Below are 13,332 nucleotides of genomic sequence, written 5' to 3'. Positions count from 1 at the left end.
GGGTGTGGTGAGTAGGGAACAAGTACTCCGATTACTTACAGATAACAAGTTTTTGTGATTGATTTTCTTTCAATCCTGTATCTTCCCCTTATAAATCTGCCTTATGCCAAACACTGAAGTATTCCTGCAAGCCGTGCAGGAAGGTTATACTTTCAAAGGAGAATTTGCTGTATTGGGCGCCGGTATGCTGGACAAAGCAGCCGTGCCCGGCGCTTTGGTAAAGCTGCCCCTGAAAACGATGAACCGGCATGGCCTGATAGCCGGTGCTACCGGTACCGGTAAAACTAAAACTTTACAGGTAATAGCAGAAGCCCTGAGTGATGCCAGTGTGCCGGTATTGCTGATGGATATTAAAGGCGACCTGAGTGGCATTGCCGCTGCAGGTACCGATAATGAGAAGATCAAAGAACGGATGGCGGTGATTGGAACAGCCTATAAGCCTGCCGCCTTCCCGGTAGAACTAATGACCCTGAGTAATGAAAAAGGGGTACGGTTAAGGGCTACGGTGAGCGAGTTTGGTCCCATCCTCCTATCCAAGATATTAGACCTGAATGATACACAGCAGGGGTTGGTATCCATGATCTTCAAGTATTGCGATGATCATAAGCTGGCCCTGCTCGACCTGAAGGATTTTATCAAGGTATTGCAGTTTGTAAGCAATGAAGGCAAGGCAGAGATCGAAAAGGAATATGGTAAGATCGCCACTACCAGCACAGGTACGATCCTGCGTAAGGTGATAGAACTGCAACAGCAGGGGGCGGATGTTTTCTTTGGCGAACCATCTTTTGAAGTAGACGACCTGATGCGTATTGCCGATGATGGCCGCGGCATGATCAGTGTGCTGCGGGTAACAGATATGCAAAACAGGCCCAAGCTGTTCTCTACTTTTATGTTGCAATTGCTGGCCGAATTGTATGCTACGCTTCCGGAAGCCGGCGACCTGGATAAGCCCAAGCTGGTGATGTTTATTGATGAGGCGCACCTGGTATTCCAGGAAGCGACGGATGCCCTGCTGCAACAGATTGAGACAGTGATCAAACTCATCCGCTCCAAGGGTGTGGGCATCTTTTTCTGTACGCAGAACCCGCAGGATGTTCCGGCCAGCGTGCTGAGCCAGTTGGGATTGAAGGTGCAACATGCACTGCGCGCTTTTACCGCTGCCGACCGCAAGACGATCAAGCAGGCCGCACAGAATTATCCTGAAACGGAATTCTATAAAACAGAAGAGTTACTTACCCAACTGGGTATTGGCGAGGCCCTGGTAACGATGTTGAACGAAAAGGGCATTCCCACGCCACTGGTACATACGATGCTGGTGCCCCCACGCTCCAGGATGGATGTATTGACAGATGGTGAAATAGACGGTATTGTGAATAGCTCCAAACTGGTGAAGAAGTATGCAGCAGTAGCAGATACTGAAAGCGCTTATGAAATACTGAATGCCAAACTGGAGGAAGCCGCAGAACGGACGGCAGAAGAGAAAGCTGCAAAAGAAGAGAAGAAGGCTTCGGGTGGTGGCAGGAAAGAAAAGTCAACTATAGAAAAAGTGCTGGATAACTCTGTTACCCGCCAGATAGGCCGTACTGCCGCCAATGTGATCACCCGTAGTTTGCTGGGTGCTTTGGGATTAGGTGGTAAGAGCAGGAAGAAGAGCAGTAGCTGGTTTTAGGATGATAAGCTGATCAATCCCTTTTCATTTACCGATATTTTTTGTTCGGCCTGGAGGAAGCTAATCACCTGCCAGGCCTTTTCTTTTTTGATGCCATTGAGTTGGTAGAGTAGTTCATCTGCTGTAATACTATGGGCGCCTATGATGTCTACGATGCGTTGATGTATCTGTTTAAATTCTTCGGCTGTTAAGGGTTGCTCCTGCCGGTTGAGGCAGTTATCACAAATGCCGCAATCGCGGGTGGTATTGTCGCCAAAATAGACCGCTATGTATTGGCTGCGGCATTGTTTCCTTTCCCGGATGTAATGGATGATGGCGGCAATGCGTTCCTGGTATTGTTGCTTGCGCTTTTTGTAATCCACCATGTCTATTACCAGGTCTTCTGCTTTTACGCGGCGGCGCAGGAAGTAAAGCTGCGGACTGTCTTTCTGCGGCAGGTAATCAATGACGGCATTGGCATCCAATATTTTTAACTGTTTGACAATTTCTTCCTGCTCCTTTCTCAGCAGGAAAGCCAATGTTTTTTCATGAATGCTCACCGGTATATCAAAAATGCCTTCATAGGTCCTGAGTAAGGTGGTGATGAGTGGCTCCAGCACCGGGCTGCTTTCCTCAAATTCATAGAGCCATTGTTTATTGGTTACAAACTGTACTTTGGAAGGCAGGAATACCTGTTCATTAAAGGAAAGCCAGCCATCCTGCTCCAGTGCCTTGATAACATAGGTGGTGGTCCAGGCGTCCAGCTTGAATTTACTGGCGAAGTCTGTAATGTCGAAATCATAGTAAACACCTTCACCGGAACCAGTGGGCAACTGGAGGTAGTTCACGATGGCCTGGTATACGGTACGAATGGTTTCCAGTGAAGGGAAACGTACATCGGGCAATAACTGCAGCTCATCCAACTCCTTGTTATCATACAGGAGCACGGCATAGGCTTTCTTGCCATCCCGGCCTGCACGTCCCGCCTCCTGGTAATAGTTTTCCAGGCAGTCGGGTACATCGGCATGGATCACAGTACGTACATCAGGTTTATCAATGCCCATCCCGAACGCGTTGGTACAAACGATAACGCGTGTGTGGTTCTTGATCCAGGCTTCCTGTTTTTTACTGCGTTCTTCCTGTGGCAGGCCGGCATGGTAGTAGTCGGCCTGGATATCCTGCATATTCAGCAGGTCGCTGATGGACTTGGTGCGTTTGCGGCTTTTGCAATAAACAATGCTGCTGCCCGGTACTTTCTGCAGGATGTCAACGATCTTATTGATCTTGGCGTCTGTTTCAAAGAGGCTGTAGGAGAGGTTGGGCCGCTCAAAGGACTGGCGGAAGATGCCGGGCTGGGTAAACTCCAGCTTGTCGCAAATATCCTGTTGTACGAGGGGCGTAGCGGAGGCGGTGAGGGCCAATATGGGAATGCCGGGTAATTCTTCACGCAGGGCCGCTATGCGTAAGTAAGGTGGCCTGAAATCATATCCCCATTGGGAAATACAATGCGCTTCATCTACTGCGATGAGGTTGATGTCCAGCGCGGGCAGGTATTCTTTGAACAGGGATGTTTCCAGCCGCTCGGGTGATACATAGAGGAATTTGCAGTTACTGTCGGTCGCTACTTTCAGGGTGTTGATGACTTCCTTGCGGCTCATGCCGGAATAGATGGCAAAGGCTGTGATTCCTTTTCTGCGCAGGGCCTCTACCTGGTCTTTCATCAGCGCAATGAGTGGACTTACTACGAGGCATAAGCCCTCCTTTGCCATGGCCGGCACCTGGAAGCAAATGGATTTGCCCCCACCGGTGGGTAAGAGGGCCAGGGTGTCTTTGCCACTGAGGATGGAATGGATGATGTCTTCCTGGAAAGGCCGGAAGGAATCATACCTCCAGTAGTTTTTTAATATGGAATGAATGTTCAGGTTACTTTTTTAACGAACAAACGTACTGAATTCACCGCTAATACCACATCGCTCAGTCCCATGACCAGGGCGCCGAAGGTAGGTGTGAGCAAGCCGAAGGCGGCTACGGGAATAGCAATGATGTTGTAGAAGAATGCCCAGAAAAGGTTTTGTTTAATGGTAAGGAAAGTATGCCGCCCCAGTCCCAATGATAAGGGAAGGTTTTTAATACCCTGGTTCATGAGCACCACATCGGCTGTTTGCATGGCTATTTGTGATGCTTCGCTGAGTGAGATACCAATGGTAGCTTTGGCCAGTGCCGGTGCATCATTGATGCCATCGCCCACCATGGCCGTAGGGCCCTGCAGGGTGAGGTCTTCCACGACGGTTAATTTTTCCTCAGGCGTTTTTTCTGCAATGACTTCATCTATGCCGAGGAAGTTGGCCAGTTGTACACATTTGGCCTGACGATCGCCGCTGAGCAGGATGGTGCGTATGTTCCTGTGCCGCAGGTATTGTACGATCTGGATGGCTTCGGGACGTATTTCATCTTTTACATCAATCCAGCCCAGCAGTTGGTCATTTTTCAGGATGTATACATTGTGGCTGTCATCGCGGGTATGGGCCATGGCTACCCGGTAAGAACCGGCCTGGTATATATCGCCTTCTTTGGTAGTAGCTTTCATGCCCTGCCCTTTTGCCTCTTCAATTTGCTGCCAGCGGATGTCTTCTTTTGTTTTCCATTCAGCGGCAATGCTTTTGGCAATGGGGTGATTGGAATATTTCTCCAAGGAAGCGGCTATCCCTTTAAATTCTTCTTTGGTCATGTTCTCCGCCTTGAGTTCAAAACCTGCCACTACAAAGTTGCCCGTGGTAAGGGTGCCTGTTTTATCAAATACCACCTGCCGGATGTTCCGGAACAGTTCGAGGCTTTTGGCATTGCGGAAGAGGATGCCATTGCGTGCTGCACGTCCCAGGCCCACTGCTATGGCAGCCGGTGTGGCCAGTCCCATGGCGCAGGGACAAGCTATGACCAGTACGGCAATGCTGCGCATGAGGGAGGCGGTAAAGTTTTGCAGCACGATGAAGTTGACGATGAAGGTTACGGCAGCAATGCCCAATACGATGGGTACAAAGATGGCGCTGATCTTATCGGCCATTTGCTGCACAGGTGGTCTTTCACTCTGTGCCCGTTTAACGAGGTTGATGATGTTGGCCAGTACCGAGTCTTTGGCTTCGGCCATAACCTGTGCCCTGGCTGTACCATCTATTAATAAGCTGCCACCGATGAGGGTGTCTTTGGTTTTTTTGTGCAGGGGCATGCTTTCTCCGGTAAGGATGGCTTCGTTGACGGTCACTTCGCCGGTCAGTATTTTACAATCGGCCGGTACCTGTTCGCCGTTCTTGATGAGGATGAGGTCGCCGGAGCGGAGGGCGGTATTTTCTACGGGGAAGATATTTTCCTGTCCTTCGTGATAAGCAATCATGTTGGCCATTACTTTCTGTGATTTGGCCAGTTTATTCAATGCCCGCTGGGTAGATTGTATGGAAGCATCCTCCAGGTAATTACCCAGGAATACGAGGGTGATGACGGAGGCGGCCGTTTCATAGAAGAGGAAACTTTCGCCCAGGTTAAAGATAGTACCCACGAAGCTATACACAAAAGCGGCAGTAGCGCCCAGGGCTACCAGCACATTCATATTGGGGATGCCATTGCGGATGCTTTTGATGGCGCTGCGGCCGAAGTAGTCCATGCCTACGAGGAAAACCGGCAGGCAGAGCCCCAGTTGCACCCAGTGATTCATGAGCCAGTGGATGTGCACCCATTTGTCGAGCATGTGGAGCATGAGGGGTGCTGTAAACAGGAGGCAGAATAAGAAACGTTGTTTATGGCTGGGCAAAAATCTCTTTTTGGAGGGCGTAGTGCCGCCCTGCTCATCATGAACAGTATAGCCGAGGGATTCAATGCCTTTGACGATCTGCTGGCCGGTGGTATCACCGCCATTGATACCAAAGCTGACATCACCGCTTGCCAGGCTGACTTTTATATCCTGCATACCTTCTTTTTCGAGGTATTTATGGATGGTAAGGGCGCAGTTAGAACAGGTCATGCCTTCAACTTTCCAGTTCACTGTTTTCATGTACTTGCCGGGTTTTGATCTCTCTATGAAGCTACTGCTGATCATTCCGATCATGCAGTTCATAGTTTTGATTTGGTGTTTTTACTGGTTGGCTGGCAATTCATAGCATATCTCGGGAAAAGGGAGGTGTTTGCACCAGGTCCACCGCAAATTTACCAAGGAATGACGGGAGGCGCACTATGAATCTACGATAATATCTTTACCGGGTTGCAATTTCCTGCGGGCATTTTCCCAAAAAACTGACCCCGGCAGTATCTTTGCGGCCTATGGAATTACGGTTTACGCTGGAAGGCATCCAGGATGCAGCCCGGCAATTCTGGCAGGCAGCAGCAGGGGCGAAGGTTTTTGCTTTCCATGGCGCTATGGGAGCCGGCAAAACTACTTTTATCCATGCCCTCTGTGATGTAAAGGGGGTAAGCAGTACAGTGGGCAGTCCTACTTTTTCCATCATTAATGAGTATGCCTGGCCGGGTGGAACGATGTTCCATATTGACCTGTACCGGCTGAAGGATGTGGAGGAAGCCATCCAGGCTGGCGTGGAAGATTGCCTGTATTCCGGTAATATCTGCCTGGTGGAATGGCCGGAGAGGGCGGAGCCAATTTTCCCTGATCATACCGTACCTGTATTCATCAGCGCCCCTGACCATCAAACCCGCCTTCTGAGGATCGGGGATAAATGAGTATATTTGATGGCTTTCTAAGTAATCAAACCAGCAACCAGAAAACTGAAAAACGCTTCATGTCTCAGCAAAAACCGATCATCAGCACCTCTTTCAGTTATGAAACACTTGAAGAAAAACTTGATATAAAACCCAAAGGGGCCCAATTGCATATTGGTATTCCTAAAGAAACGGCTTTCCAGGAGAACCGGATTGCCCTGACGCCGGAAGCCGTAGGTGTATTGATCAGTAACGGACATGACGTGGTGATTGAGCACAATGCCGGTGAAGCTGCCCATTATCGTGACCGCGATTATAGTGAAGCGGGCGCCCGTATTGTATATGATAAAGCGGAAGTGTTCAGGTCGCCTATATTGGTGAAGAGCGCCCCGGTGGTGGAGGAAGACCTTCCTTACCTGCAGCTTAATCAGGTGATCATATCTCCCATCCATCTTTCGGCCATGAAGGCTGAGTTGCTGCAGAAGATGATGGACAAGCGTATTACCGCTATTTCATTTGAGAATTTAAAGGACGACAGCGACAGCCTGCCTATTGTTCGCAGCATGAGTGAGATTGCGGGCAGTGCGGTGATGCTGATCGCAGCACAATACCTCAGCTCGGCCAATCATGGGAAAGGCGTATTGTTGGGAGGTATCTCGGGTATTCCCCCTACCAAAGTCATTATTCTTGGAGCAGGCATTGTAGGAGAGTTTGCTGCCCGTGCCGCCCTGGCGCTGGGTGCTTCTGTAAAGGTATTTGACAATAGTGTGTACCGCCTGAAGCGGTTGCAGAATAATATCGGGCAGCGCATGTGGACTTCTGTGATGGAGCCACGCATCCTGGCCAAGCAGCTAAAGACCTGCGAGGTAGCGGTGGGCGCCCTGGCATCACAAAGTGGCCGTACGCCGGTAGTGGTGACGGAAGAAATGGTAAGCAATATGCGCCCCGGCAGTGTGATTATTGATGTAAGCATTGACCGTGGCGGATGTTTTGAAACGTCGGAAATTACCAGTCATGAGCAACCCATTTTTATGAAGTATGGGGTTATTCATTACTGTGTGCCCAATATACCTTCGGGATTTGCCCGTACGGCCTCCCAGGCCATCAGCAATGTACTGATGCCTTTGTTGCTGGAAGCGGGGGATGAGGGAGGCTTTGAAAGCCTGGTATGGCATAAGGTGCACCTGCGTAGCGGCATCTATATTTTCAAAGGCGCCCTCACCAATTTTCACCTCAGTCAGCGTTTTGACTTAAAGTATACCGACCTGAATTTATTGATCGCCAGCCAGCGTTAAATTAATAACGCTCCGATCAACAACTCATTGACAATTTGTCCAGCTATAAACGGTGTCCCACGCGTAGCCTGTCACGTTTGTTAACTCCACCAGGTCTATACATCCCCGTATGAACATAAAAGATGGTGAGCAGAAACAATCAGTTATTTATAATCGAGGATGCTGATCTTCTCTTTACAGAAGCCGTATTCCTGGCTGTCATTGCTGCTGACGATGACGAGGCGGTTAGCGCAGTAATCGTTGATGAGCTGCTGATAGAGGGCGATACCTTCTGTATCGAGGTTGGTGCAGGGTTCGTCCAATAATAGACAGGGTACATCACTGAAGATGGCCTGTGCCAGTTTTACCCGTTGTTTCATGCCACTGCTGTAGTAACGGATCTGTTTATGGGCCGCTTTCTCCAGTCCAACAACGTCAATGATTTTTTTAATGGTAATACCGGGCAGCAGTGTTTTAAACTCGGTGTGGAATGCCAGGAATTCGGTAACGGTCATTTCTTCAATGACTTCGAGATAAGGGGCGGCGATGGCTATATGTTGGTATAGATTGTCCGTTGATTGTTTACCATTGCCCATTATAGGTGGTTGGTTCCCGGTTCCCGGTACTTCGTACCTGAGATCGCCTTCACTCATCATGAGGGCGCCGCCGATCACCTGGAGTAAGGTGGATTTACCGGAGCCATTAGGTCCGGTGATGGCATAGGCATTGCCTGCATTAAATTCGTAAGTAATGTTACGGAAGATCCAGTCGCGGTTGAATCGTTTGCCTGCTTTAGTCAGCGATATCTTCATCCACACTACCTTTTACATAGCGTTTTATGATACCGCGGCCGCTTTCGCGGATAAAGGTTACGATTTCATCACGTTCATCAGTCGCAGGGAATTCTTCTTCCAGGTATTCAAGTGCCTGGCTGGTATTCATTCCTTTGTTGTAGATGACGCGATAAATATCGAGGATATGATTGATCTTATCAATGGTGAAGCCCCTGCGTTTGAGGCCTACTGAGTTGGCGCCTGAATAGCTCAATGGCTGGCGGCCTGCTTTGATATAGGGAGGAACATCTTTACCTACGAGTGAGCCACCGCTTACAAAGGCATGCTGGCCGATCTTCACGAATTGGTGAACGGCGCACATACCACCGAGTATCGCCCAGTCGCCTACTTCTACGTGGCCGGCCAATTGGGTATTGTTGCTGAGTACGCAGTAGTTGCCCACAATGCAGTCGTGCGCCAGGTGGCTATACGCCATGATGAGGCTGTTGTTGCCTACTTTGGTCTTCCAGCGATCCTTGGTGCCCCGGTTAATGGTTACAAATTCCCGTATAGTAGCATTATCACCTATTTCAACAAGGGTATCCTCTCCTTCAAATTTAAGATCCTGCGGAATGGCAGCTATTACAGCGCCGGGGAATATCCGGCAGTTCTTGCCAATTCGTGCGCCTTCCATAATGGTCACGTTACTACCGATCCAGGTACCTTCTCCTATTTCTACATTCTGATGAATAACTGTGAAAGGGTCGATCTTAACGTTGGTGGCCAGTCTGGCATTAGGATGAATATACGTATGCGGATGGATCATTGTGTTGACGTTCTTAAGTGTAGCCTGAAATTGGCTTTTTGGAGCGACGGACATCTCTTCCCCCTGGGGATCCGGCTGATGTTCGCCCGGCGTATACTTATGGATTGATTGATGTTTGATATTAAAAGATTGTACTAAAATAGACAAAAGTCATGCAATAAACCCCTATAATCAAATATAATTTATTGTGATAAGGGCTTTTAAGCACCTATAACTATCTCGTTAGCCACGTTTTACCAGTTGAGCCATGAGATCTCCCTCAGTAGCTATTTTATTGCCGATGTATACTTTTCCCCTCATTTCGCAGATGCCACGACGTATTGGTGCTAACAACTCCATTTTAAGGATCATAGTATCTCCGGGCACCACTTTTTGCTTGAACTTAACATTGTCGATTTTAATAAAGTAAGTGTCATATTCACCGGGGGGCATGGCATTGATACAAAGAATACCTCCTGTTTGGGCGAGGGCTTCTACCTGTAATACGCCGGGCATTACCGGGTTGCCTGGAAAATGACCCTGGAAAAAGGGCTCATTGAAGGTGACATTTTTGATGCCTACTATGTGACGATCGCTCAGTTCAATGATCTTATCGACCAACAGGAACGGAAAACGATGCGGCAATGTTTTTTCTATTTGCTGTAACGTGTAAACAGGCGGTTGGTTGGCATCGTATACCGGAATATCCTTTACATGCTTATTCTTTTTAATGTACTGCTTGATCTTGCGTGCAAAGTCAACGTTGGTGCTATGCCCCGGACGGTTGGCAATGATATGCGCTTTGATGGGATAACCTATCAGGGCAAGATCACCTACTACATCAAGTAGCTTATGCCGTGCCGGCTCATTGGAGAAGCGAAGCTCCAGGTTATTGAGGTATCCCTCGCTTTTCACTTCTACTTTCTTACGGCCAAAGGCCTTTGCCAATCGTTCCATTTCTCCATCTGTTACGGGCTTGTCCACGACCACGATGGCATTGTTGATATCGCCTCCTTTGATCAGGTTGTGCTCCAGCAGCATTTCCAGCTCATGCAGGAATACAAAAGTGCGGGAGGAGGCTATTTCGGTTTTGAATTCCTGCATGGATTTGAGGCCGGCGTGCTGTGTGCCCAGTACGGGGCTGTTAAAATCTATGAGTGTAGTGATCTTGTATTCCGTTGCAGGGAGGGCGGTCATTTCCACCCGTTTTTTTTCGTCGTAATGGGTAATGTTGGTATCTATGGTGTACCAGGCCTTGGCAGCTTCCTGCTCCACAACCCCTGCTTCCTGGATGATCTCTACAAAGGGGGAAGAACTTCCGTCAATGATGGGAATTTCCGGGCCATTGAGCTCAATGAGGCAGTTGTCTACCCCCATGCCTACCAGGGCGGCGAGAATATGCTCCACGGTGCTTACTTTGGCGCCATTGTCTTCGAGGGTGGTACCACGGGATGTGTCTGTAACGAGTTCACAATCAGCCTTGATAACGGGCTGGCCGGGCAGGTCTATACGCTGAAACTGGTAGCCAAAACCAGCATTGGCCGGTTTCAGGGTCATATCTACATTGATACCGGTGTGTAAACCAGTACCGGAGATGCTGACGGCCGAATTCAGAGTATGTTGTTTATCAGGATTAAAGGTAGCGTCCATTCTTGTTTTTTAAAGGATGGCGCAAAGATAACAGAAAGTTTGCTTGCGGGGCTTAGTTTGTATGATTGTTTACCCTAAACCCTTGTGAATGAGGGGATCAGTAAAATATTGGTTTGTGAATGATGAAAGCTGGTTCGGTGAAGTATTATAAATTTACTTTTTCGGACAGAAGCTGTTGCACCAGTTTTTCCAGTTCCTTGATGCGCTTTTCCATGTCGGGCAGGTTGCGGCTGAGCGCCTGGCTGCGGAGGGTGCTGGTATAATCGAATGCCGGTGAGCCTGTTACGGCCGTATTGGGAGTTTTGATGGATTTGCTTACGCCGCTCTGGGCATTGATACGGGCCCCGTCGGCAATCGTCAGGTGGCCTACGATACCTGCCTGGCCGCCGATCATCACATTGTTACCGAGCTTGGTGCTGCCACTTACCCCTGCCTGGGCGGCAATAACGGTATTGTTGCCTACCTCTACGTTGTGGGCTATCTGGATGAGGTTATCCAGCTTGGCGCCCGATTTAATGAGGGTAGAGCCCATGGTGGCCCGGTCAATGGTGGCATTGGCCCCTATCTCCACAAAATCTTCTACTACCACATTGCCGATCTGGGGTACTTTTTTGAAGCTGCCGTCGGCCTGGGGAGCAAAGCCGAAACCATCGCTCCCTACTACGGTACCGGCATGAATGGTGACGTTCTTACCCACCACACAGTCGTGGTACACTTTTACGCCGGGATGAATGATGGTATTATCGCCCACTTTCACATTGTCGCCAATGAAAGTGTTGGGGAATATTTTTACGTTGTTGCCCAGCGTTACATTTTCTCCTATATAGCTGAAGGCGCCGATGAAGATGTTTTGTCCCAGTTTGGCTGATTTGGCAATGTAGCTGGGCTCCTGGATACCGCTCATTTGCTGGGTAACCATTTCCTGGTATTTGGACAGCAGGGTAGCAAAGGCAGTATAGGCATCCGGCACGCGGAGCAGGGTGGCGGTGACCGGTTGTTTCAGTTCCTGTGACGCATTGATGATGACGATAGACGCCCCGGTAGTGTACAGGTAATCTTCATATTTGGGATTGGCCAGAAAAGCAAGCTGGCCTTTTTGTGCTTCTTCAATTTTTCCGAATGAACCAACGGCGGCATTGGCATCACCTTCAATGGTTCCGTTTATGAGCATGGCTATTTGTGCTGCCGTGAATTGCATGGTTGTAGTTTATAGCTAGTTTAAGTAGCAAATGTAATATTTTTTCACAGGGCTGGCGAGTGCCTGGTGTATCAAAGCGTTGTCAACCCGGGAAATATCTTTTATGGTGCCGTCCTTGAACAGGATGTTGATCTTTTCTTCGCGGGGGTCGTAGGTGGTATTTTCGGCTACGCCGCCAAAAAGAAAGTAGTGACAATCCTGCTCTTCAATCTGCATATCGCGGCAAATCCTGTTCCGTTGTTCTTCCAGCCAGGCAGGATCAACGGGTGTAGCCGTTAATTTAACTTTTAATAAACGCCGGGTAACGAGGCAGTGGCACAATTTGGCCAGCACTTTATCAGGATGGAACATCCAGTTTTTGATGGTGGCCAGTACATCGTAGTCGTCCAGCAGGCAGAATTGCTCCAGGTGGTTTTCTATGGAGGTGACGGAATGGTGGTTTTGCAAAAAGAAATCAAATACAGGAGAAGTACAGCTAACGGATTGCCCCCTGGTAATGAGTTCCTGCGCCCTTTCAACAATCTTTACCAGCATTTTTTCGGCGCAGAGTACTGTTTTATGCAGGTATACCTGCCAGTACATGAGCCGGCGCGATACAAGGAATTTCTCAATGGAATAGACGGCTTTTTCCTCTACCATTAGTTCATTGTCCTCTACGGTGAGCATTTTCAGGATGCGGTCATAGCCTATAACCCCCTCCGATACACCGGTAAAGAAGCTGTCGCGGGTGAGGTAGTCCATGCGGTCTACATCCAACTGGCCGGAGATGAGCTGGTGAAGAAACGGTTTGTGGTATTTGTTCGTAAATATATCAATGGCCAGGGTGAGCGCCCCTTCCAGTTCATTGTTCAGGATCTCCATGATCCGGATGGAGATAGTTTCATGGTGTATGCCCTTCAGGAGCTTGTTTTCCAGTGCATGGGAATAGGGGCCATGGCCTATATCATGCAACAAAATGGCTATTTTGGCCGCCACTTCTTCCTCGGGGGTAATGTTGATGCCCTTATTTTTCAGTTCATGGAGGGCATTGCTCATAAGGTGATAAGCACCGAGGGAATGGTGCAGACGGGTATGAACGGCGCCAGGATATACCAACTGGGCAAAGGCCATCTGGTGGATCCGGCGCAGGCGCTGGTACCAGGGATGGGCAATGACTTTAAAGATAAGCGGATGATCGAGGGTAATGAAACCGTAAACAGGGTCATTTATGATCTTTCTGATGCCGGACGTCATTTCGCTGCTTGCTGTTTTGTTAAAATTGCTGCTAAAAGCAGCGGACAAAA

At 49.0% G+C, this 13,332-nt stretch carries 10 protein-coding genes; 3 read left to right on the top strand and 7 right to left on the bottom strand.

The features are described from left to right. Positions 1-103: 103 nt before the first annotated feature. Complete coding sequence (locus tag HB364_RS01640; RefSeq protein ID WP_167286155.1) at positions 104-1,669, top strand: helicase HerA-like domain-containing protein; 1,566 nt, start codon at positions 104-106, stop codon at positions 1,667-1,669. Here the strand turns inward: HB364_RS01640 and HB364_RS01635 are convergent. Both HB364_RS01635 and HB364_RS01630 read right to left on the bottom strand, forming a co-directional pair. Next, positions 1,666-3,555 (bottom strand): RecQ family ATP-dependent DNA helicase, encoded by a 1,890-nt coding sequence (locus HB364_RS01635; protein WP_317170688.1) that lies wholly within the window; start codon positions 3,553-3,555, stop codon positions 1,666-1,668. The two genes, HB364_RS01640 and HB364_RS01635, sit on opposite strands and share 4 nt — an antisense overlap. 11 nt (positions 3,556-3,566) lie before the next feature. Then, positions 3,567-5,753: a heavy metal translocating P-type ATPase gene (locus tag HB364_RS01630; RefSeq protein ID WP_246228281.1), complete on the bottom strand. Its 2,187-nt coding sequence runs from the start codon at positions 5,751-5,753 to the stop codon at positions 3,567-3,569. A 203-nt stretch (positions 5,754-5,956) separates the two neighbouring features. Between HB364_RS01630 and tsaE the strand changes: the two genes are divergently transcribed. Continuing rightward, a complete protein-coding gene (gene tsaE, locus HB364_RS01625; protein ID WP_167286154.1) occupies positions 5,957-6,370 on the top strand; it encodes a tRNA (adenosine(37)-N6)-threonylcarbamoyltransferase complex ATPase subunit type 1 TsaE in 414 nt (137 codons plus the stop codon). Between the two features lie 59 nt (positions 6,371-6,429). Continuing rightward, on the top strand, positions 6,430-7,644 hold the full coding sequence (locus HB364_RS01620; protein ID WP_167286153.1) for an alanine dehydrogenase: 1,215 nt from the start codon (positions 6,430-6,432) through the stop codon (positions 7,642-7,644). A 143-nt stretch (positions 7,645-7,787) separates the two neighbouring features. Here HB364_RS01620 and HB364_RS01615 read toward each other — a convergent pair whose 3' ends face one another. From HB364_RS01615 to HB364_RS01595, 5 genes are all read right to left on the bottom strand, one after another. Then, positions 7,788-8,435, bottom strand: coding sequence for an ABC transporter ATP-binding protein (locus HB364_RS01615; RefSeq protein ID WP_167286152.1), 648 nt, complete (start codon positions 8,433-8,435; stop codon positions 7,788-7,790). Then, the gene (gene lpxA, locus HB364_RS01610) at positions 8,416-9,222 is read right to left on the bottom strand and encodes an acyl-ACP--UDP-N-acetylglucosamine O-acyltransferase (RefSeq protein WP_167286151.1); all 807 of its coding nucleotides are present in this window, start codon (positions 9,220-9,222) and stop codon (positions 8,416-8,418) included. Before lpxA ends, HB364_RS01615 begins: the two co-directional genes overlap by 20 nt. Positions 9,223-9,444: 222 nt before the next feature. Continuing rightward, positions 9,445-10,851, bottom strand: coding sequence for a bifunctional UDP-3-O-[3-hydroxymyristoyl] N-acetylglucosamine deacetylase/3-hydroxyacyl-ACP dehydratase (locus tag HB364_RS01605; protein ID WP_167286150.1), 1,407 nt, complete (start codon positions 10,849-10,851; stop codon positions 9,445-9,447). 145 nt (positions 10,852-10,996) lie between these two features. Next, the gene (lpxD, locus tag HB364_RS01600; RefSeq protein WP_167286149.1) at positions 10,997-12,049 is read right to left on the bottom strand and encodes a UDP-3-O-(3-hydroxymyristoyl)glucosamine N-acyltransferase; all 1,053 of its coding nucleotides are present in this window, start codon (positions 12,047-12,049) and stop codon (positions 10,997-10,999) included. A 15-nt stretch (positions 12,050-12,064) separates the two neighbouring features. Continuing rightward, complete coding sequence (locus tag HB364_RS01595) at positions 12,065-13,282, bottom strand: HD domain-containing protein (protein WP_167286148.1); 1,218 nt, start codon at positions 13,280-13,282, stop codon at positions 12,065-12,067. Positions 13,283-13,332 lie beyond the last annotated feature (50 nt).

It is taken from the genome of Paraflavitalea devenefica, from assembly GCF_011759375.1.
In the GTDB taxonomy this organism is placed as follows: domain Bacteria; phylum Bacteroidota; class Bacteroidia; order Chitinophagales; family Chitinophagaceae; genus Paraflavitalea; species Paraflavitalea devenefica.
The sequence above is the reverse complement of the archived record's forward strand: the minus strand, read 5'-3'. Positions and strand labels throughout refer to the sequence as shown.